The sequence below is a fragment of the Microbulbifer thermotolerans genome, from assembly GCF_001617625.1.
Taxonomy (GTDB): Bacteria; Pseudomonadota; Gammaproteobacteria; order Pseudomonadales; family Cellvibrionaceae; genus Microbulbifer; species Microbulbifer thermotolerans.
The window spans coordinates 1,188,524-1,208,108 of sequence record NZ_CP014864.1 but is presented as its reverse complement, the minus strand read 5'-3'; the positions used below and the strand labels follow the sequence as shown (position 1 = coordinate 1,208,108).

Here is a 19,585-nt window from a genome sequence, read left to right as displayed (position 1 = left end):
CGTTGTGGCGGCACGTCGTAGCTATGCTCCGCTCCGCCTCGCCGAGCGTCGTACAAATCATCCTATAGATGAGGTTAGCACGCCGGAGAGACACCGGGGCCAAACCCGGCACCAGCTGCCACAAGACGGCAGCTCTGCACAGATTTTCACATTAAAGACTGAAATCAGAGACAACCGATGACCCAGGACCTGATCTTACAAGCGGGACGCCGCACCGTGCTGATGGAAACGGAAGCCGTCACCAAGCTGGAAGAACGTATCAATGGAGACTTCAAGCGCGCCTGCGAGCTCATCCTGCAGTGCGGCGGCCGCACCATCGTCACTGGCATGGGCAAATCCGGACACATCGGCCGCAAGATCGCCGCCACTCTGGCCAGCACCGGCACCCCGAGCTTTTTCGTGCACCCTGGCGAGGCCAGCCACGGCGACCTGGGCATGATCACCCGCGATGACTTGGTCATCGCCATTTCCAACTCTGGTACCTCCGCCGAAGTACTGACCCTGCTGCCACTGCTGAAGCGGCTGGGTATCCCCATGATCAGTATGACCGGCAAGGCTGACTCTCCCTTGGCACAAGCGGCGGATGTCAATTTGGATATCGCTGTGGAAACTGAGGCCTGCCCCCTTGGACTGGCTCCCACCTCATCTACCACCGTAACCCTGGTGATGGGCGACGCCCTGGCGGTTGCGCTGCTGGAAGCACGGGGGTTCTCTGCCGAAGACTTCGCCTTCTCCCACCCCGGCGGCGCCCTGGGCAGGCGCTTGCTACTAAAAGTAGAGGACGTCATGCATTCCGGCGATGAACTGCCACAAGTCTCCCCCGAGACACTGCTGCCAAAAGCCCTGCTGGAGATGACTAGCAAGGGATTCGGCATGACCACAGTGGTCGATCATAAAGGTTCTCTACTCGGTGTCTTCACCGACGGTGACCTGCGCCGGGTTATCGACCACAAAGTGGAACTGGATAAGGCGACCATGGACCAAGTCATGAGCCGCCGCCCTAAAACTGTCTCTGCAGAAACTCTGGCGGCAGAGGCCCTACGCATCATGGAAGACCACAAAATTACCGCTCTGGTGGTAGAAGGCGAGGAACACCAACCAGTGGGCGTGGTGCATATGCACGATATACTGCGCGCCGGGGTGATTTGATCCACCGCCGCACAAACACCGATACTCTATACACAAGCACCGCCCCCGGAACATTTTGCAAAACTCGGTACGACACCGGGCAACGACAGCAAACACAGGGTTTACTCACCCACGGCAAAAAACCGGCGGCGAGGCCCCGCAAATACATTAAGGACAAGTCACCTGTGACCTCAGAAAAAAAACTCACTCAAGCCCTGAAAAAAGTCCGCTGGCTGGTACTGGATGTGGATGGTGTGCTGACCGATGGCAAGTTGAGTTTCGACAGCAGTGGCAACGAACTCAAAAGCTTTAACACCCTGGACGGCCACGGCATCAAAATGCTGCAGAAGTCCGGTGTACGCGTTGCCATTATCACGGGCCGGCGCAGCACCGTGGTGGAGCGGCGCGCGCACGAACTGGGGATCGAAAAACTAATCCAGGGGCGCGAGGACAAATTCTCCGCATTGCAAGAGCTATTTACCGACGAGCCCTGCTGCCTGGAAAATATCGCCTACATGGGCGACGACTACCCGGACCTACTGGTAATGACCCGTATCGGCTGCCCCATCTCCGTTCCCAACGCCGCACCGCCAGTGCGCGAGCGGGCTCTGTGGATCACCCAGGCCCGCGGCGGCGAGGGCGCAGTACGCGAAGTCTGCGACCGCATAATGCAGGCCCAGGGTACCTTTGACGCCGCCCTGGCGCCCTACCTCGGAGAAGAGTAATGCGCAGTTGGCTGCCCCTGGTCGCCGTGGTACTGCTGATCAGTGCCGGACTCTGGTTTGCAGAGAGCCCGCCGCAACAGCTGCTCGGCAAGCGCCCCACTCCCCAGCAACAGAAAAAGGCTGCGGATCTGATTATCCGCGACGCCCGCACGCGCCACTTCAACGAAGAGGGCACCCTCGCCTATCGCGTAGACGCGGATCAGATCACCTATTTCCAGTTCGAGCGCCGGGACCGCGCCGATCTGACCGAGCCGCGCTTTCTCTTCTACCAGGCGCACCAACCCAAGTGGCGCACCGAGTCCAGAAGCGGTGTCGCCCACAATAATGGCGAGCGGGTGGTATTGCGCGGCGATGTCAAAATCAACGAACTGCCGGAAGCGGGAGGCATCCGCCTGGATACCCAGGCCATCACTATCAAACCGCGCCAGGAATACGCTGAGACAGACAAAGTTGTTACCATTACCGCCGGCCCCAATATCACCTCCGGCAAGGGCCTGCGCGCCTTCCTCAAGGAGGACCGGGTGGAAATCCTCTCCGATGTTAAGAGCAGCTATGAAAGCAAATAAACTCCGTCATCTGTGGCTCATCGCCGCCATTGCCCTGCTGCTTCCGGGCACCCGGGGCCTGGCTCTGCCACAGGATCGCGAGCAACCGATCAAAGTGCAGGCCAAGAAGCTGGAAGCCAACCGCGGCAAAAATCTTTCCGTCTACAGCGGCGATGTGGTCATCACCCAGGGTTCACTGCAGATCCGCGCCGACCGCGTGGAAGTGCACGGCAACGCCACTGGCGAGATCAGCCGCGTGATCGCCACCGGTCGGCCGGCGCACTTTCAACAGCAGATGGTACAGAGCCAGAACCCAGTGAAGGCGCGGGCGCGACGTATCGAATTCACTGTCAGCACCGACGAGCTGCACCTGATCGGCGATGCCCACGTAAACCGGGACGGCAATACCCTGACTGCGGAAAAAATCGACTACGACCTGAAAAGCGAAGAGATGCAGGCCCAGGGACAGTCCGGCGACGGGCGCGTGGAAATGATCTGGAAGCCGGAAAAAAAGAATAGCGGCCAACAAACCGACGAGGGCCAAAAGCAGCAATAACCCGCTCCCTTTATCTTGGCGCGGAAACCCGATCCCCGCGGCGCCTCGCCGCCGGGAGCACTCCCGCGAAGGGTTATAAGCGGCGGAACCTCCATGAAACGGGCCAAAGAGCCGGTCCTAAAATCAAACTCGGAATACACTATGCCAACGCTGAAAGCGTTACACCTCGCCAAACAATACAAAAAAAGAAAAGTCGTCCAGGACGTCTCCATCAACGTAACCAGCGGCCAGGTGGTCGGTCTGCTCGGTCCCAACGGCGCCGGCAAAACCACCTGCTTTTACATGATCGCCGGATTGGTGCAGGCCGACGCAGGCCAGGTCCTGATCGACGACGAGGATATTACCCGTCTTTCCATGCACGGGCGTGCGCACAAAGGCCTTGGCTACCTGCCCCAGGAAGCCTCGGTGTTCCGCCGTCTCTCCGTGCGCGACAACATCCTCGCCATCCTGGAAACCCGCAAGGACCTGAGCCGGACCGAACGGCAGCAACGCGTGCGGGAACTGCTGCAAGAGTTCAACATCACCCACATTGAGAACAGCCTCGGCATGGCTTTATCCGGCGGCGAACGCCGCCGTGTTGAGATCGCCCGGGCCCTGGCCACGGACCCCGATTTCGTACTGCTTGACGAACCTTTCGCCGGTGTAGACCCCATTTCAGTCAATGATATCAAGCAGATTATCCGTCACTTGCGCGAACGCGGTATCGGCGTACTGATCACCGACCACAACGTGCGCGAGACCCTGGATATCTGCGAAACCGCCTACATAGTGAGCGAAGGACACATCATCGCCGCCGGCACCCCCGAAGAGGTGCTCGCCAACCAGCAGGTGCGAGAGGTCTATCTGGGTCACGAATTCACGATCTAGGGTCCCAGATCATTCACACGGGAGCTGCGGTGGGTTTCGGGGCGCTCAGGCCCCGAATTCACTCACTCCCGAATGAACGCCGCACGCGATTGACAACCCAACGCGGTAGCTGCCCCCCAAGTCGGTGGATACGCGGAAAACAGCTTGCCGTAACACTCCCCCAATCCCCACCAGCGACTAAAAAGTCGGCACAGTTATTGCTTGTAATCCGCTTTGTAGAGGGTTAGTCTGCGACATCTTGGATTTTTAGCAAATTCATCCGCCACAAGATTTCGCAGTCCCTCACTATGAAGCAGTCTCTCCAGCTAAAGCTTGGCACTCAGCTGACCATGACACCCCAGTTGCAGCAGGCTATCCGGCTGCTGCAACTGTCGACTCTGGATCTTCAGCAAGAGGTGCAATCGGCGCTGGACAGCAACCCCCTGCTGGAAGTCGACGGAGAGGAACCTGCCCAGGCGGAAAATACCGGCGAGCAGTCGACGGATCCGACGGGGACCGAACAAGGGAATGTGGAGGCCGGAGAAGCGGATAGCGGCGACTGGAGCCAGAATATTCCCGATGAGCTGCCCGTGGATACCCGCTGGGAAGATATCTACAGCAGTGGCAGCTACAGCGGCGGCGACGGTGAGGAAGTGGCTCTGGAACAGCGCAACGCCGCCTCCGACAGTCTGCACGATCACCTGCTCTGGCAACTCAACCTCACCTCCCTGTCCGTTCAGGACAAGCTGATCGGCGAGAACCTGATCGACGGCATAGCGCCGAACGGCTTCCTGGAAACGCCACCGGCCGATATCGCCGCGGCCCTTGAGGTGGAGGAAGACGAAGTCCTGGCGGTGCTCAAGACCATTCAGCAATTCGACCCCACAGGCTGCGGAGCCCGCGACCTGCGCGAATGCATGCTGCTGCAACTGCGCCAGTTACCGCCCGACACTCCCTGGTTGGAGCAAGCGCTGACAGTGGTCGAACAGCACCTGGACCTGCTCGGCAAGCGCGACTTCCGCACCCTCAGCCGCCGCACCCGCCTCAACGAGCAACAGCTCGGAGAGGTGATGCGCCTGATCCAGACATTGACCCCCAATCCCGGGGAAGCCTTCGGTGGCGAAGATCCTCAGTACGTGATTCCGGATATCATCGTCCGCCGCAAGGAGCAGCGCTGGCTGGTGGAGCTAAACCCCGAGACCACGCCCCGCCTGCGGATCAACAGCAATTACGCGTCACTGATCAGGCGCGCCGACAACTCCAGTGACAACAATTTCCTGCGCGATCACCTGCAGGAAGCGCGGTGGTTTCTCAAGAGTCTGCAGAGCCGCAATGAAACTCTGCTGAAAGTGGCCACCAGCATCGTCGAAAAGCAACAGGGCTTTTTCGAACATGGCCCCGAGGCGATGAAACCCATGGTGCTGGCGGATATCGCCGAGACTATCGGCATGCACGAATCCACTATCTCCCGCGTCACCACCCAGAAGTATATGCTCACCCCCCGCGGCGTCTTCGAGCTCAAATATTTCTTCTCCAGTCATGTGAGCACTGACTCCGGCGAGGAAGCCTCCTCCACCGCGATCCGAGCCCTGATCCGCAAACTGATCGATGCGGAACAACCGCGCAAACCCCTGTCAGACAACAAAATCAGCCAGGAACTCGGCAAACAGGGTATCAAGGTGGCGCGCCGCACCGTGGCCAAATACCGCGAGGCGATGGGCATCCCGTCCTCCAGTGAGCGCAAGCGGTTGGTATAAGGCGCAGCACCTTCAATACCGCCGCGACACCCAACACAACGCGGCAATACTGACCATTGACCTTTAGGTGGTCACATTACCGGGGCGTTCCACTCCACCCCATGCGCGACCGACGTCCAAACTTTGAGTGTATGCTTCCATTCTGGCGCACTTCCTTGTAGGGTTGCGGCCCAAACGGGAGGGCGCCGCCTAGCGATGCGCTCAAAAAGGAGATATCCATGCAGATCAACATTAGTGGCCACCACCTGGATCTCACTCCTCCCATTCGCGACTACTGCGAAAGCAAGCTGGAAAAGCTCTCCCGACACTACGACAACATCACCACCGCGCAGGTAATCCTGTCCGTGGACAAACTGATCCAGAAAGCCGAGGCCAGAGTACACGTCAACGGGCATGACCTTTGCGCGGGATCTGAAGACAAAGATATCTACGCGGCCATAGACGCCCTCGCCGACAAGCTGGATCGCCAACTGAAAAAATACAAAGAGAAGTTGCAGAGCCACCGCTGACTATGACACTGGACGCACTACTTTCTCCCCGCCTGACCCTCTGTCACTTGGCGGGGAGCAGCAAAAAGAAGTTGCTGCTCGACATCGCCCAGGCCATCGCCGAGCAGTATCCACAACACGATGCCGATACCATTTTTAACCAGCTGATCGCCCGCGAGCGCCTCGGCTCTACCGGGATTGGTGACGGTGTGGCTATTCCCCACTGTCGCCTGCCCGGCTGCGAGCGCCCCATCGGCGTACTCTGTACCACTGAACCGGCGATAGACTTCGATGCCGCCGACCGCCAACCGGTGGATCTGCTATTTGCCCTTTTGGTCCCGGAAAACTCTGAGCAGGAACACCTGGACACCCTGGCGGAAATTGCCGCCCTGTTCAGCGACAGCCGGATCAGGGAAAAACTCCGCCAAGCCCGGACCAATGACGAACTCTACGCACTGGCAATCAACAGCACTGCCGCTGCATAATCTGTACCGGAGCGGGGACCGCTGTAAAACCCTCGCCCAGGTCATCCTACACAGATAAGCTATCGTTGCCTGACCACAAAGCGCTGAAAAAGGACCGCCCAATGCGCCTGGTAATTATCAGCGGCCGCTCCGGCTCCGGAAAAAGCTCCGCCCTGCAATTGCTGGAAGATGTCGGCTTCAACTGTATCGACAACCTGCCCGCCAGCCTGCTGCCCGAACTGGTGCGGCGGGTGCGCGAGCACCCCCCAGCGGACGAGACCCGCGAGGCCCCCGACGGCCCCCGCCTGGCGCTCGGCATAGACGCGCGCAACCTGTGGCAGGACGTGCAACAGGCACCGCGGGTCATCGGCCAGCTGCGCGAAAGCGGCCTGCAGTGCGATGTCATATACCTGGACGCCCGCTCCCCGGTACTGGTGCAACGTTTTAGTGAAACCCGGCGCAAGCACCCGCTCTCCGACAACCGGACCCACCTGCTCGAAGCCCTGAATCGGGAGAAGGAGCTGCTCGCCCCGCTGGCGGCCATGGCCGATCTAGTCATCGACACCAGCAGTCTCAGCCTTCACCAACTGCGCGATCTGGTGAAGAACCGGGTGGTTGGGAAAAAATCACCGGGCATGGCGATCCTCTTCCAGTCTTTCGGCTTTAAACACGGCGTGCCCGTGGACGCAGACCTGGTATTCGACCTGCGCTGCCTGCCCAACCCCTACTGGGTGGCTGAGCTGCGCCAAAAGACCGGCCAGGACCCAGAAGTCGTAGAATTTCTGCGCGCCCAGCCGGAAACAGATGCAATGGAGCGGGACATTACAAACTTCCTGCAGCACTGGCTGCCCTCCTATCAGCAGAGCAACCGCAGCTATACTTGCGTCGCCGTCGGCTGCACCGGAGGCCGACACCGCTCCGTGTACATGGTCGAGCAACTGGCGAAAACCTTTGCCGTCCAATTCGATAATGTGCAAATTCGCCATCGCGAACAACAGAGGTAACCTCGGAAAACAGATCCCCCATGCAAAAAAGCCGCCTCCAGTTAGTCAACAAACTCGGGCTGCACGCCCGAGCCGCCAGCAAGTTTGCACAGACTTGCGCGCGATTCTCCGCCGACGTGAAGGTGCAATGCAACGGCAAGTGCGTGGACGGGAAGAGTGTCATGGCGCTGATGCTGCTAGCCGCGGGGAAGGGTACAGAATTGGAGCTGGAAGTTACCGGCCTCGACGAGGAAGACGCACTGAACGCGATTACCAAACTGGTGGCGGACCGTTTCGGCGAGGCGGAATAAAGCAGTTCCACGCAGAAGCAGCCTCCCCTCTCCACAATCGATTTCCACACGCACTGATAGTATGATCGCGGTCACCGGCCAAGCCCCATTAGAGGGTTGAGCCGCGCATTTAGTGTCCTGTTTCAAGAGGTTCCTCCGTGCCCAACCAACCCCCGGCTGATATCAAGTTCCGCGCGCAAAACCAGCTGGGTGAGTTGTTCGCCGCGCTCGACAGCGGCACCGGGCGTGAAGTGCGGCGCATGCTCAGCACCCTGACACCGCAGAGCGTTGCGCAACTGCTGGAGAGCTCACCGCCACGTATCCGCCAAGTACTGTGGAAACTGATCGACCACGAAGTCGAAGGCGAGGTATTGCAGGAACTAAGCGACGACGTGCGCAGCCAGATACTCGCCACCATGGACACAGAGGAAATGGTGGCGGTGATGGAAGGACTCGATGCCGACGACGTCGCCGATATACTCCAGGACCTGCCCGAGCGGGTAATGGCCGAAGTCCTCTCCGCCATGAGCGAGACGGACCGAGCGCGCGTGGAGGACGTTCTCGCCTATGATGAGGAAACCGCCGGCGGCCTGATGGACACGGATACCATCTCCGTGCGCCCCAATCTGAGCCTGGATGTGGTACTGCGTTACCTGCGCCGCCACGAGCAGCTGCCCGAGTCCACCGACAGCCTCTTTGTAGTCAACCGCAAAGGTCAGTACATCGGCCTACTGCCCCTATCCAAACTGCTGACCACGGACCCCTCGGTGACAGTACGCGAGGTGGTGAACACCGATGTGGACCCCATTCCCGCGGATATGCCCGACACAGAAGTCGCGCGGCTGTTCGAGAAATACGACTGGATCACCGCACCGGTGGTGGACGAGGACAACCGCCTGGTCGGCCGTATTACCATCGACGACGTGGTGGACGTGATCCGCGAAGATGCCGATCACTCACTGATGAGTCTCGCCGGCCTGGACGAAGAAGAGGACACCTTCGCCCCTGTGCGGCGCACCGCCCGCCGGCGCGCTGTCTGGCTGGGCATCAACCTGCTCACCGCGCTGCTGGCATCCTGGGTAATCAGCCTCTTCCAGGGCACTCTGGATAAAGTGGTGGCACTGGCGGTGCTGATGCCAATCGTCGCCAGCATGGGGGGTGTCGCCGGTAGCCAGACACTCACAGTAGTCATCCGCGGCATGGCCCTGGGGCAGATCGGCCGCAGTAACTTAAACTGGCTGCTGTCCAGAGAGCTGGGAGCCGCGGCCCTGAATGCATTGCTCTGGTCACTGGTGATGGGGGCGATCACCGCGCTGTGGTTCAATGACAGCCGCATAGCACTGGTGATCGTCGCCGCCATGGTGATCAATCTGCTCACCGCCGCCCTCGCCGGCGCCATACTGCCAGTGGCCCTGCGCGCCATGCGCATAGATCCGGCGCTGGCCGGTGGTGTGGCCCTGACCACAGTTACCGACGTTGTAGGCTTTTTGTCCTTCCTCGGTCTGGCCACCTGGTATTTCGCTTAACGCATTACGCGGAAGAATCAATGGAAGAATTTGACGATTACGAAGAAGAACTGCCGAAAAGCAAAACCCAGTTGAAAAAAGAAATGCACCAGCTGCAGGAACTGGGCAAGCGGCTGACCGAACTGTCCGCCGCGCAGCTGGCGGAGGTGCCACTAGACGGAGATCTGCGAGAGGCGGTAGAGACACTGCACAGGATCAAATCCAATGAAGCGCGCCGGCGCCAACTGCAGTATATCGGACGCCTGATGCGCAGTGCCGACGTCGACGCCATAGAGAAAGTACTGGAGCGGTTTAAGGAACGGGACCAGCAGCACCTGCGCTTCGACAAGATGGCCGGGGACTGGCGCGAGCGGCTGCTACAGGAGGGCAACGCCGCGCAGAGCGACTTTTTCGATCGCTACCCCCATGCGGATCACCAACAGCTGCGCCAGCTGATACGGGACTCGCAAAGGGAAATCAAAAACAACAAACCGCCCACCAACCAGCGTAAACTGTTCCGCTATCTGCGCGATTTCTTTATCCAGGCATCTCAATAGCGGGGTAACCAAATCTCTGACGTGCTCGCGCTGGCGCGGGCCAGTCAGAGATTCCTCCACTTTTTTACTCGCCACGGGTCTCCGCCTGCCACTGAAACAGATTCATCTCAATAAAGAAAAAGGCCACCAGCCACAGGAAGGCATCCCAAAAATCCAGAAAACTGCCGCTGACGCCCCAATAAATTGCACACAGGAACAGGGTGAAATACAAGCTCCCTTTTACTATCTGCGACCAGCGCATAACGCGCTCGGAGAGCTTCTGCCGCAGCTGCAGCCACACTTCAAAAGCCAGAATAGCGACCACCAACAACCACGCACTGGCGTTGATCACATCGGTCCAGGCCAGCCACTTGATAGCACTCCAGGTAGCGGCCGAGCCGAGAACCGCCGCATCAGCAAGGCGCAGTAGCGGTGTTCCGCCAAGCGACGCACAGTTTCCTGCAGCCAGAGGTACATAGTCATCCTGCCCTACCACCAGCTGCCAGCCGCCCTGTGCGGCCAGTTCACAAGCCGTCTCCACCACTGGCGACAAGTCGGTCAGATGAACCATCTCCGCGATATAGCCGTAGCAGGAATAGGTAATAAACAGGTAGCAGACAGTGGAAACCGCGTTTAACGACCACTTGACCCAGCCGCGGATCAGGCGGTCGTCCAACACAAATGTCTCCAATTCGAACACCAATAACAACAACACCCAGGCCAGGGTGTCGATGGAATCGTTGTAAGCCTCGATCACCCGTCCCCACTGCAGCCCATCGGAGAAGACAGCACCGGCAGCTGCGTGGTTCTCCACGAAGAAGGCGTAAACGTTGTAGGTGAGCAGGAGATAGACGGTGTACTTGAACACCCGGAAAAGCAAGTAACGGTTATCGGGCAGACGTCCCGCGGCCAATTCGGACATGGGCATGGATCTCTGTTTCATTATTGTTCTAGGGAACCTCTGATTAATTCACTTCCTGACGTAAAAACGCTTTGGAGCCAGATGAGAAGCTCAGGTGATAGGCTGGCCATTTCGAAACCGTCGGATACAGGGATGTATCCATAGGAGCTACAGGGAAGTACTCGTGCGTTTTCGAAATGGCCAGCCTATTGCCTGAGCGCCCCGGAACCTACCACAGTGTGCACGCGAATTAATCAGAGGTTCCCTAGGCTTGCGGAAAACAATATTGAACTATCATTCGGCTTTTTCAACCGCAGGGACAAAATCCAGGGCCAGGGAATTGATGCAGTAACGCAGCCCGGTTGGCGCGGGACCATCCTTGAACAGGTGACCAAGATGCTCTCCGCAGGCGGACTGCACTTCTATACGCTTCATTCCCCAGCTGTAATCTTCCTTGAGGACAACATTCTCCGGGTAGGCGATATCCCAAAAACTCGGCCAGCCGGTCCCGGAATCATACTTGTGCTCGGAGCTGAATACCGGCAGGCGACAGCCGGCAGTTACATAGACCCCGGGATCTCCGTGGCGCAGCCACTTGCCGGTAAATGCGCGCTCCGTGTCTTTCTCCCACAGAACTTCATATTGCGCCTCCGGCAACAGCTGCCGCCATACCGCTTGCGGAATCGCGGACAAGTTGGTTCCAGCGGCGATGTTCGCCCTGGCCTCCGCCACTGTCATCATCTGATCCCGGTCCTCGTCTTCCTGAGTACACGCGGGCAGGATATGCAGCGCCAGCAGCAAAGACATGAAATAAGGCCATCGATGCATGGTGACATTCCCCCTAAGCCATGGAGAACCACTGATAGATTCGCCTACAAGCGCCAAAATACGCCACTTTGGACAAAAAGCCCATAAGCAAGACCTCGCGCCCACCGCAGCGGGGAATTCAAATTGATGGCGCGAATGACGAGTGCATGCTCTCAACTTCGACCGGTTCCCGCTGCCGCTCTGCGGCCGCCCCCTCGCGCTGGGCGCCGTCGCCGTCGAACAGCTTGTCGAAGCGCACTTCAGGCTCATCCCAGGCGCCACTGATGCGATAACTGACACTGGCTACCTTGTCCACCTGTTTTTTGAACGCTTTACTGATCAGGTAAACGCCCGCCGCCGCCGGCAAGCCTCCGGCCAGTGCCGCCACCAAGGCGAGATTGTTGCCCACCGGCAGGGTCGCCACCAGGGTCAGGTTCAAATCCTCCCGTTCCAGATTCACCCGACCGGCCATCTGCAGCTCACTGGTGGGGCCTTCCACCTGGATCGGCACCGCGATCAGCAGCTGGCCGTCTCCCTCGAACACTACCTCTCCGCGCACACTGTCGAAAGCGAGACCGCTCTGGTAGAGATCGGAAAAATCGAGGCGCAGACGCCGCGCCCAGGTATCAAAATTAAACAGGGATAACAGGCGCAACAGGGCCGGGCCGGCACTGTCGGTCGCTCGCAGGAAGCGGCCTTTGCGGATATCGATTTTTAACTCCCCGGACAGCAGGTTACCGGCTGCGCGCAACGGCGAACCGTCCCAGCGCAACGATGTGTCGAAGCTGGCGGATTTGCTCTCGATCAGCGGATCCTGCCCCCAGGCCCGCTGCACATCCGCCAGGTTGTCCGCCACCAGGCGACCGGTGAACCGCGATGACTCGCGCCCCTCGCCATCCCGCAGCCAAGTCAGCTGGGCGCCCTGCTCGTCCTCTCCATTGCCTTCGACCCGCACACCGCGCATGGCACCGCGGATATCACTCAACACCAGCCGTTCGGAGGACGGACGCACACGGAAGGACCAGCGGCCCAGTACCTCGTCACCGATAGCGAGATTCTCGGTACTGAAATCCATTTGCGGCAAGGAAGTGAAGTCAAACCCGGCCCAGGGGTCCGCCGGTTGCACCGCTTCTGCGGTCGATTCCTGTCCCGGCAAGCGGAGGTGACTGAGTGCCAACCGCAGCGGTGCAGATCCGTCGAGCGGGCCATTTAAATCCCCAGCGGCCATCTCACTGTCGAAGGTCAACTGCCAGCGCGCCCCCTGGCCGCTGCCCCGTACATGGATATCCGGCACCTCGACAGTTCCGAGAATCAGGCGGTCAGTACTGAGATCCAGAGAGATCGGCAAGGGGTCGCCAGCGGTGCCACCCTCCCCACTCTTATCGACATCGTACACCTGCAGCAACTGGTGCAAACGCGGCAGGTCGACCTGCGACAGGTGGCCACCGATCGACAGCCCCGGTGCCTCAGGTAGCTTTGCTTCCGCATTGAGAGCAATGGCGGCGCGCTCCAGCTCACCCTTCACCTGCCAGAAAAGCCCCTGCAGATGCTCACCGTATTTCATATGAAACAGGCTGCCCTGCTCGCCGATGGGCACCCGCAGCACATAGTCGGTCTTATCCTCAGCCAGCTTGCCCAGGGGCGCGGGCAGCTGCACTGCAACACCCGCCAGGTCGGAATTCAGCTCAAAAACGGCCGAATAAGGCATTTGCCGCGATTTGGCGGGAATTGTCAGCAGTGCCCGATAGTCGAACGCCCCCTCCAGCCATTGCAATTCCGGGCGTTGGCTCCAGGCGTGCACCGACTCAATAGCAGCACTGCCTTCCAGCACCACTTGGGTGTCGCGGGTATCGCCCTCTTGCGGATGGTGAATTCGCGCTCTCAACGGCCGCCCCCACAGTTTGCCTTCCAGGCTGGTGCCGGCGAGCCCCCGTTCGCTGTCGTAATCCACACGACCGTGCAGACCGTCGATCTGCAGGCGCAGATCGCGCAGCTCCAGTTCCCCGCCGTCAAGGGACAGGGTCACTGTCTGACGGGCCGGCAGCCCGGCGCCGCCCAGGGGCTGCGACAAGGTCAAACTGCCATCGATACGCCCCTCAAGCCGCCAGTCGTCAAAAGCACTGCCGAGCTGCTTGCGCAGAGGCGACTGCCGCAGCAGCCGGAGACCGTCCGCCGCCGGGCCGGACAGCTTTGCGTGCACACCCAACAGCGAGCCCTTGCCCGACGGATTCGGGGTCACCCCCACCTCGATATCCCGCGCATCGATATTCCACAACTTGGCAGCACGGGCATTGACCTGCACATTGCGGTCGCTGAGCAAGAGTCGGGCATCCACATCCCTCGCTGCCGGCCAGCCCGGGGCATAGTCCAGATCGGCGGCGGTGACATCCACTGCCAGCTGCACAGTCTGCCGTTCCGGGTGCCGCCCCAGGGCCAGTAACTCGCCGTCCTCGCCATCGCGGTAACTGGTACCGCGATAGACAAAGGCCGCACTGGCAACCCGCCCGGGATTATCCTTACCCAGCCCCTTGTCGAGCCACTGGCGCAGATCGTCCCCGACAGATAAGGGGACCAATAGGCGCTGCGCGGATACTGGCGCGTCCCTCAGCCCCAGCGCCAGGGTGAAGTCCGATGCGCGTGTGCGGGCAAAGTACGGCAACTGCAGCAAGAACTGGCCGTCGACCTCGCCGAGCTGTCCGTCAAGCTGCAGGGGGCCCGAAAAGACCTGCACAGAATTGCCATCCCGATCCACACGCCAAGCGACGGTGCCACTGGCCCGCTCAAAATGGAACGCCTCCCGATAAAGCTGAGGGAAATGCATACTCAACGGACCGCCGCCCAGCTCCACGTGACCATCCGCGCCCTCGAGATACAGATAACCATTCAGTCCCTTCACCGCCGGTGCCCCGCGGTGGGCACTGGCGCTGAAATCGATCAGATTGGCACCCAGTTTTACCCGACCATCACTGCCGCGGGACAGCTGGATATTGCGCAATTGACCACTGGGCTCAAGGGCGCGCAACCACTCATCCGCCGGACCCTTGAGCACTTGCAGACGCTTGAGGATACGGCTCCATCCCCCCAGGTCGATCACATCCGCGGCCAACTGCAGACCGGCGTCGGCGCCGGAACTCGCCTGCAGATTCAGCGGCGGCATCTGCAGACCGCGCCAGTCCAGCTGGATGTCCTGCAATGCCAACTGCCACTGCGCTCCCGGCTGCCAGCGCCCCGACAAATTGCCAGCCACTGCCCCCAAAGGTGCCAGAGCTGCCGCTGTCTCGCCCTGCTGCTCCCCTGCATCATCGCTGGCTTCCAGTGGCGCCATTTGTTCCAGACTGAGTTGACCAAGCAGCCGATAACCTTGCTCGGTGTCACGGGCGAGCCACAGCTTGCCGCGTGCCAGCTTGCGACCGTGCCAGTGATACGCTTCCGGCAAGGGCGTCAGCTGGTGTAACAGGGTGACAATGTCGTCATCCAGCACTAGATCATTTAGCTGCAGATAGCCGTTGAGAGAAAAGTTTGCCTCGTCCCGCGGGTTGCCGCGGCCCTCCAGCACCAGGCGCAGTGTCTCTGTATCGGCCGCCGGCACCGGGCGTACCTGCGCTATCCCGTCGGAAACATCCGCGGCGCCATCCCGGGAGACTTGGGCGCGGGCGATAAGGCGGTGGAAGCCGCCACCGTTTTCCAGTTGAATCTGCGGCAGGTCCAGTTGCGCCAGCTGGCCGTCGGCCAGGCGCACGGTAATGCGGGCATTGCGCACCTGTACCTTGGGGCTCAGTTGGAAAAGGCGCGCAGGGTCGGCGAGGCGGGTGCCGCCGTCCCCGCTGTGTTCATCCGCCTCCGCCGCGACAGGAAAACCATCGAGATACCAGTGGCCGTCGTCGCCACGGGTGATTCCGGTGGAGAAATCGTGCACCTCCAGGTTTTTCCACACCAGCTCGCGGTTCCACAAGCTGGCCAGAAGATCCAGCTGGAAAAGGCCGTAGCCCATGCGCATTTCGCTGTTTTCACCGAGCTGCAGTCCGTCCAGCTGCAACGCCACTTCCAGCGCCTGCCAGCGCAGGGAGAGGCGCTCCATCCGCACCGGAACGCCGAGGCTATCGGACAGCCAGGCGCTGATCTGCGGCCGATACTGCTCCACCTGGGGCGACAGCAGGCGGCCCGCCTGCACCAGCAACGCCAGTGCGATAACCAGGGTGACACTCAGGAGCCAGAATTTGCGCGCAAACCAGCGGAGAAATGGGATCATCGCACGCCTCCGCCGCAATTCCTGTGCGGCAACAATGATCCGGTGCTCCGGTTGTACGATGCGGGAAAACAGAAGACAGGGGTAAGCGCTGGCCGCGCACCACCGCACGCACCCGGGCGCCAATGCCATTTGCACTGCCGACACCCGGAAACCGGGCGCCGGGTTCGGGCACATCGCAATTTTCGATTCCCGCCGTTACACAAGAACAATGTCGTACTGCTCCTGGTTATAAATGGGCTCCACCTGGAACTGTATCGGCCGGCCGATAAATTCCTCAAGATCGGCAACGTTGGCGGATTCCTCATCCAACAGCAGGTCGATCACCACCTGACTGGCCAGCACCATGATCTTGTCGCTGTCGTAGGCGCGCGCCTCGCGGATAATTTCGCGAAATATTTCGTAGCAGACAGTCTCCGCGCTTTTCAGTGTGCCGCGCCCCTGGCACACGGGGCACGGCTCACAGAGAATCTGGCCGAGCGATTCGCGGGTGCGCTTGCGGGTCATTTCCACCAGCCCCAACTCGGACACTCCGGTGATGCTGGTCTTGGCATGGTCCCGCTCCAGGGTCTTTTCCAGTGTGCGCAACACCTGCCGCTGATGCTCCGGGTCCTTCATATCGATGAAGTCAATAATGATGATGCCACCCAGATTGCGCAGGCGCAGTTGCCGGGCGATCGCCGTGGCGGCCTCCAGGTTGGTCTTAAAGATGGTCTCTTCCAGGTTGCGATGACCGACAAAGGCGCCGGTATTGACGTCGATGGTGCTCATGGCCTCGGTCTGCTCGATAATCAGGTAACCGCCGGATTTGAGCGTCACCTTGTTCTGCAGGGCCTTGCGGATTTCCTCCTCCACACCGTAGAGATCAAACAGCGGCCGTTCGCCGGGGTAGTGTTCCAGACGCCCGGCGATTTCCGGCGCATACTTGCCGGCGAATTCGGCCGCGCGACCGTGGGCCTCGCGGGAGTCGATGCGAATTTTTTCTGTATGGGGACGGGCCAGATCGCGCAGGGCGCGCATAAACAGCGGCAGGTCCTCGTAGATCACCGCCGGTACCGGAAGCTCCTTGATACGGGTCTCCAGCTCGCGCCACAGGCGGTACAGAAAGGGAATGTCCCGCAACAAATCCTCCTCGCTGACCCCTTCCGCTACGGTACGCAGAATAAAACCGCCGTCGCCGGACAACCCCTCTTCCGCCAGTTTGGTCGAGGCCAGTTCCACCAGCTGGCGCAGTCGCTCCCGCTCGCCTTCGTCCTCTATGCGGTTGGAGATGCCAATATGGCGGGTCTGGGGCATGTACACCAGGTAACGGGCGGATACCGACAGGTGCGTGGTCAGGCGCGCCCCCTTGCTGCTGATCGGATCTTTCACCACCTGCACCACCAGGGACTGCCCCTCGCGCACCAGCGCCCGGATATCCGCCACTTCCGCCGGTTCGCGGGATTCCATGCCCTCCTCGTCCAGAGGGGCGATATCGGAGGCGTGAATAAAGCCCGCGCGCTCCAGGCCGATATCCACGAAGGCCGCCTGCATGCCCGGCAGCACGCGGATCACCTTGCCTTTATAGATATTGCCGACGATGCCGCGGCGCGCGCTCCTCTCCAGGTAGACCTCCTGCAGCACACCGTTTTCAACCAGCGCAACCCGGGTCTCCGTGGGCGCGACATTGATCAATAGCTCCTCGCTCACGCGCTCGCCTCCCGCTCCTGCCAGTAGGGAATCCCGGCTTTCTCCAGCATGGGCACCAGCGCTTCCAGAGGCAGCCCCACCACATTGCTATAACTGCCGCTGATGGACGCCACCAGTGCGGCGCCCAACCCCTGAATCCCGTAGCCCCCGGCCTTGTCAACCGGTTCCCCGGTGTGCCAGTAAGCTTCGATCTGCCCACGGTTCAAGTGGCGGAAACGCACCCGGGTCTCCACCAGGCGGTTGAACTGACGTGTCTGCGAACGCAGGCAGACGGCGGTCAGCACCGAGTGCTCGGCGCCGGAAAGACACTGCATCATGGCTTCAAAGTCGGCGAAGTCCCGCGGCTTTTCCAGCACCTGATCGCCAGCCAGTACCACGGTATCGGCGCCCAGGGCCCAGACCGCCGGGTCCGGCCCGCCAGCAATTGCAAGTCCGGCTGCGGCCTTGTCGTGAGCCAGGCGCTGGATATAGTCCTGAGGTGACTCATCCGGCCGCTGCTGTTCGGGGACTGAGGGTGTAACGGCGGTAAAAGGCACCGCGATCTGCGCCAGCAACGCGGCGCGGCGCGGGGAAGCGGAAGCGAGGACAAGTCGGCTATCGGCGGGCATGTTTAGCACAGTACTACTTATTCTCGGTGGATTAGCGGCTGATTATAGCGATATCGGTCGAAAAATAATCGATCTTTACCCGGCTTTACGCTGTCTTCATATGACCCTATTTCACATGCAGCCGCCCCGCCACCCCACTCATCCAGGGGGCGATCCAAGGCCACAGGAGTGCACTGGTGACGGCGGGCCACAGGAAGGTCAAACCCGATACCGGTTTGCCGGCCAGGCTGTGCACCCAGTTGCCCAGCACCTGATTGATACCGACCAGAATAAACACCCACATCAGCTGCTGCCCCATGTTGAAAGCGCGGGTGCGCTGGTAGGTGAGCAGACTAAAATAGGCCACAACCGCCAGTGCCAGCGCCTGGCTGCCGACCGCGGCCCCCGTCACCAAGTCCTCCAGCAGCCCCACGGCCCAGGCAAACCCCACCCCCAGGCTCTGGGGCATGTAGTTGACCCAGAAAATCACCAGTAAAGCGGTAAACGCGGGGCGAAACCAGAGCCACTGATACGGCAACGGCATTACCGCCAATAACAGCGCCACAACCACGGTGACGGCGATAAACCAGCGGTTATTCGCTTCCAAGGTCTTTGTCCCCACTGCCGGAAGCGTTACTTTCGCCGACCACCGCCAGCACAAAACGGCTGCGGTTCATGCGCCCGCGAGGCACAACCTCCGCCTCGGCAAAGGGACGGCCCGGATCGCGATCTATGGCGATGACTTCCCCCACTGGGTAACCGGCGGGAAAACGGCCACCAAGACCGGAACTGAGCAGTAGGTCGCCCTCGCGGATATCGCTGGTATTGGCCAGATGGCGAAGCTTGAGGCGGTATAGATCACCGGTACCCTCGGCCACCGCACGGATATTGTTACGCAGCACCTGCACCGGGATCGCGTGACTGGAGTCTGTGATCAGCAAAACGCGGCTGGCAGAGCCTCCCGCCTCTATCACCTGTCCCAGCAGGCCACTGGCATCCATGATCGGTGTGCCCAGAGTCAAGCCGTCGTCGCGTCCCTTGTCGATCAGCAGCACATGCTCGAGCGGATCGGGCGATACCCCGATTACCTGCGCCACCAGCACCCGCTCATCGACCATTCCGGCGGAATTCATCAGCTCCTTGAGCTGTGTATTTTCCGCCTTAACCGCCGCCAACTGCTGACTGCGCTGTTCCAGCAGCAGCACCTGGCGCCGGAGACGGCTGTTCTCCTCCAGCAATTCCTCACGCGTGCGCAATTGCTCCCCGGCCCAAGTACCAACACGCTCAGGAGCGCCGGTCAGCCAGTAAAGGGGGGCCGCCAACCCGGCAGCGCGCTCGCGCAGAGGCTGCAGCCAGTCGGTGTAGTGGTTGATTGCGATCAGCACCACCGCCGCCAAGCCCAGCACAAGGATGCGGGACTCAGGCGAGGGGCCGCGGGTAAAAAGCGGTTTGATAGGCGGACACCCCTCTACAGATCAGTTGGTGTATGGTTTCAGAGCTCGATTAAATTCCGGGCCAAAGCCGACAGTCAT

At 60.5% G+C, this 19,585-nt stretch carries 19 protein-coding genes; 12 read left to right on the top strand and 7 right to left on the bottom strand.

Translation table 11 applies throughout. The annotated features are described in order from the left end of the window. Positions 1-177: 177 nt before the first annotated feature. From A3224_RS05045 to yjgA, 12 genes are all read left to right on the top strand, one after another. The gene (locus A3224_RS05045; protein ID WP_067152210.1) at positions 178-1,149 is read left to right on the top strand and encodes a KpsF/GutQ family sugar-phosphate isomerase; all 972 of its coding nucleotides are present in this window, start codon (positions 178-180) and stop codon (positions 1,147-1,149) included. 164 nt (positions 1,150-1,313) lie between these two features. After that, positions 1,314-1,853: a KdsC family phosphatase gene (locus A3224_RS05040; RefSeq protein ID WP_067152208.1), complete on the top strand. Its 540-nt coding sequence runs from the start codon at positions 1,314-1,316 to the stop codon at positions 1,851-1,853. Continuing rightward, positions 1,853-2,419 (top strand): LPS export ABC transporter periplasmic protein LptC, encoded by a 567-nt coding sequence (lptC, locus tag A3224_RS05035; RefSeq protein ID WP_067152206.1) that lies wholly within the window; start codon positions 1,853-1,855, stop codon positions 2,417-2,419. Before A3224_RS05040 ends, lptC begins: the two co-directional genes overlap by 1 nt. Next, positions 2,406-2,954: a lipopolysaccharide transport periplasmic protein LptA gene (gene lptA, locus A3224_RS05030; RefSeq protein ID WP_067152204.1), complete on the top strand. Its 549-nt coding sequence runs from the start codon at positions 2,406-2,408 to the stop codon at positions 2,952-2,954. The genes lptC and lptA overlap by 14 nt, the downstream gene beginning before the upstream one ends. Positions 2,955-3,095: 141 nt before the next feature. Continuing rightward, a complete protein-coding gene (gene lptB, locus A3224_RS05025) occupies positions 3,096-3,821 on the top strand; it encodes an LPS export ABC transporter ATP-binding protein (protein ID WP_067157483.1) in 726 nt (241 codons plus the stop codon). 287 nt (positions 3,822-4,108) lie between these two features. Next, entirely contained in the window at positions 4,109-5,557 is a 1,449-nt protein-coding gene (locus A3224_RS05020) for an RNA polymerase factor sigma-54 (RefSeq protein WP_067152202.1), read from the top strand. A gap of 218 nt (positions 5,558-5,775) precedes the next feature. Continuing rightward, positions 5,776-6,066, top strand: coding sequence for a ribosome hibernation-promoting factor, HPF/YfiA family (hpf, locus tag A3224_RS05015; RefSeq protein WP_067152200.1), 291 nt, complete (start codon positions 5,776-5,778; stop codon positions 6,064-6,066). A 2-nt stretch (positions 6,067-6,068) separates the two neighbouring features. Further along, entirely contained in the window at positions 6,069-6,530 is a 462-nt protein-coding gene (ptsN, locus tag A3224_RS05010) for a PTS IIA-like nitrogen regulatory protein PtsN (RefSeq protein WP_067152199.1), read from the top strand. A 101-nt stretch (positions 6,531-6,631) separates the two neighbouring features. Then, positions 6,632-7,513 carry an RNase adapter RapZ gene (rapZ, locus tag A3224_RS05005; protein ID WP_067152197.1) on the top strand — a complete coding sequence of 294 codons (882 nt, stop codon included), beginning with the start codon at positions 6,632-6,634 and terminating at the stop codon, positions 7,511-7,513. A 20-nt stretch (positions 7,514-7,533) separates the two neighbouring features. Beyond that, entirely contained in the window at positions 7,534-7,803 is a 270-nt protein-coding gene (locus A3224_RS05000; protein WP_067152195.1) for an HPr family phosphocarrier protein, read from the top strand. Positions 7,804-7,964: 161 nt separating this feature from the next. Continuing rightward, the gene (mgtE, locus tag A3224_RS04995; protein ID WP_407939291.1) at positions 7,965-9,308 is read left to right on the top strand and encodes a magnesium transporter; all 1,344 of its coding nucleotides are present in this window, start codon (positions 7,965-7,967) and stop codon (positions 9,306-9,308) included. 20 nt (positions 9,309-9,328) lie between these two features. Next, positions 9,329-9,844: a ribosome biogenesis factor YjgA gene (yjgA, locus tag A3224_RS04990; protein WP_067152191.1), complete on the top strand. Its 516-nt coding sequence runs from the start codon at positions 9,329-9,331 to the stop codon at positions 9,842-9,844. A gap of 64 nt (positions 9,845-9,908) precedes the next feature. On the opposite strand, the gene A3224_RS04985 is transcribed toward yjgA, so the two are convergent. The 7 genes from A3224_RS04985 to mreC form a co-directional block, all read right to left on the bottom strand. Beyond that, entirely contained in the window at positions 9,909-10,766 is an 858-nt protein-coding gene (locus tag A3224_RS04985; protein ID WP_231902468.1) for a hypothetical protein, read from the bottom strand. 252 nt (positions 10,767-11,018) lie between these two features. Beyond that, positions 11,019-11,552 carry a peptide-methionine (R)-S-oxide reductase MsrB gene (msrB, locus tag A3224_RS04980; RefSeq protein WP_082817389.1) on the bottom strand — a complete coding sequence of 178 codons (534 nt, stop codon included), beginning with the start codon at positions 11,550-11,552 and terminating at the stop codon, positions 11,019-11,021. A gap of 118 nt (positions 11,553-11,670) precedes the next feature. Next, positions 11,671-15,780, bottom strand: coding sequence for a YhdP family protein (locus A3224_RS04975; RefSeq protein ID WP_067152189.1), 4,110 nt, complete (start codon positions 15,778-15,780; stop codon positions 11,671-11,673). A 195-nt stretch (positions 15,781-15,975) separates the two neighbouring features. Beyond that, positions 15,976-17,466, bottom strand: a complete 1,491-nt coding sequence (rng, locus tag A3224_RS04970) for a ribonuclease G (RefSeq protein WP_067152187.1) — start codon at positions 17,464-17,466, stop codon at positions 15,976-15,978. Continuing rightward, entirely contained in the window at positions 17,463-18,074 is a 612-nt protein-coding gene (locus tag A3224_RS04965) for a Maf family protein (RefSeq protein WP_067152185.1), read from the bottom strand. Before A3224_RS04965 ends, rng begins: the two co-directional genes overlap by 4 nt. Positions 18,075-18,180: 106 nt before the next feature. Then, a complete protein-coding gene (gene mreD / locus A3224_RS04960; RefSeq protein ID WP_067152183.1) occupies positions 18,181-18,660 on the bottom strand; it encodes a rod shape-determining protein MreD in 480 nt (159 codons plus the stop codon). Continuing rightward, positions 18,647-19,438 carry a rod shape-determining protein MreC gene (gene mreC / locus A3224_RS04955; protein ID WP_231902467.1) on the bottom strand — a complete coding sequence of 264 codons (792 nt, stop codon included), beginning with the start codon at positions 19,436-19,438 and terminating at the stop codon, positions 18,647-18,649. Before mreC ends, mreD begins: the two co-directional genes overlap by 14 nt. Positions 19,439-19,585 lie beyond the last annotated feature (147 nt).

What these genes read in the sequence shown, in the direction of transcription:
- lptC (WP_067152206.1), top strand. Translation starts at nt 1,853, where the DNA reads ATGCGCAGTTGGCTGCCCCTGGTCGCCGTGGTACTGCTGATCAGTGCC.
- lptA (WP_067152204.1), top strand. Translation starts at nt 2,406, where the DNA reads ATGAAAGCAAATAAACTCCGTCATCTGTGGCTCATCGCCGCCATTGCC.
- rapZ (WP_067152197.1), top strand. Translation starts at nt 6,632, where the DNA reads ATGCGCCTGGTAATTATCAGCGGCCGCTCCGGCTCCGGAAAAAGCTCC.
- hpf (WP_067152200.1), top strand. Translation starts at nt 5,776, where the DNA reads ATGCAGATCAACATTAGTGGCCACCACCTGGATCTCACTCCTCCCATT.
- A3224_RS05020 (WP_067152202.1), top strand. Translation starts at nt 4,109, where the DNA reads ATGAAGCAGTCTCTCCAGCTAAAGCTTGGCACTCAGCTGACCATGACA.
- yjgA (WP_067152191.1), top strand. Translation starts at nt 9,329, where the DNA reads ATGGAAGAATTTGACGATTACGAAGAAGAACTGCCGAAAAGCAAAACC.
- A3224_RS04965 (WP_067152185.1), bottom strand. Translation starts at nt 18,074, where the DNA reads ATGCCCGCCGATAGCCGACTTGTCCTCGCTTCCGCTTCCCCGCGCCGC.
- A3224_RS05045 (WP_067152210.1), top strand. Translation starts at nt 178, where the DNA reads ATGACCCAGGACCTGATCTTACAAGCGGGACGCCGCACCGTGCTGATG.
- msrB (WP_082817389.1), bottom strand. Translation starts at nt 11,552, where the DNA reads ATGCATCGATGGCCTTATTTCATGTCTTTGCTGCTGGCGCTGCATATC.
- ptsN (WP_067152199.1), top strand. Translation starts at nt 6,069, where the DNA reads ATGACACTGGACGCACTACTTTCTCCCCGCCTGACCCTCTGTCACTTG.
- A3224_RS04985 (WP_231902468.1), bottom strand. Translation starts at nt 10,766, where the DNA reads ATGAAACAGAGATCCATGCCCATGTCCGAATTGGCCGCGGGACGTCTG.
- A3224_RS05000 (WP_067152195.1), top strand. Translation starts at nt 7,534, where the DNA reads ATGCAAAAAAGCCGCCTCCAGTTAGTCAACAAACTCGGGCTGCACGCC.
- lptB (WP_067157483.1), top strand. Translation starts at nt 3,096, where the DNA reads ATGCCAACGCTGAAAGCGTTACACCTCGCCAAACAATACAAAAAAAGA.
- A3224_RS04975 (WP_067152189.1), bottom strand. Translation starts at nt 15,780, where the DNA reads ATGATCCCATTTCTCCGCTGGTTTGCGCGCAAATTCTGGCTCCTGAGT.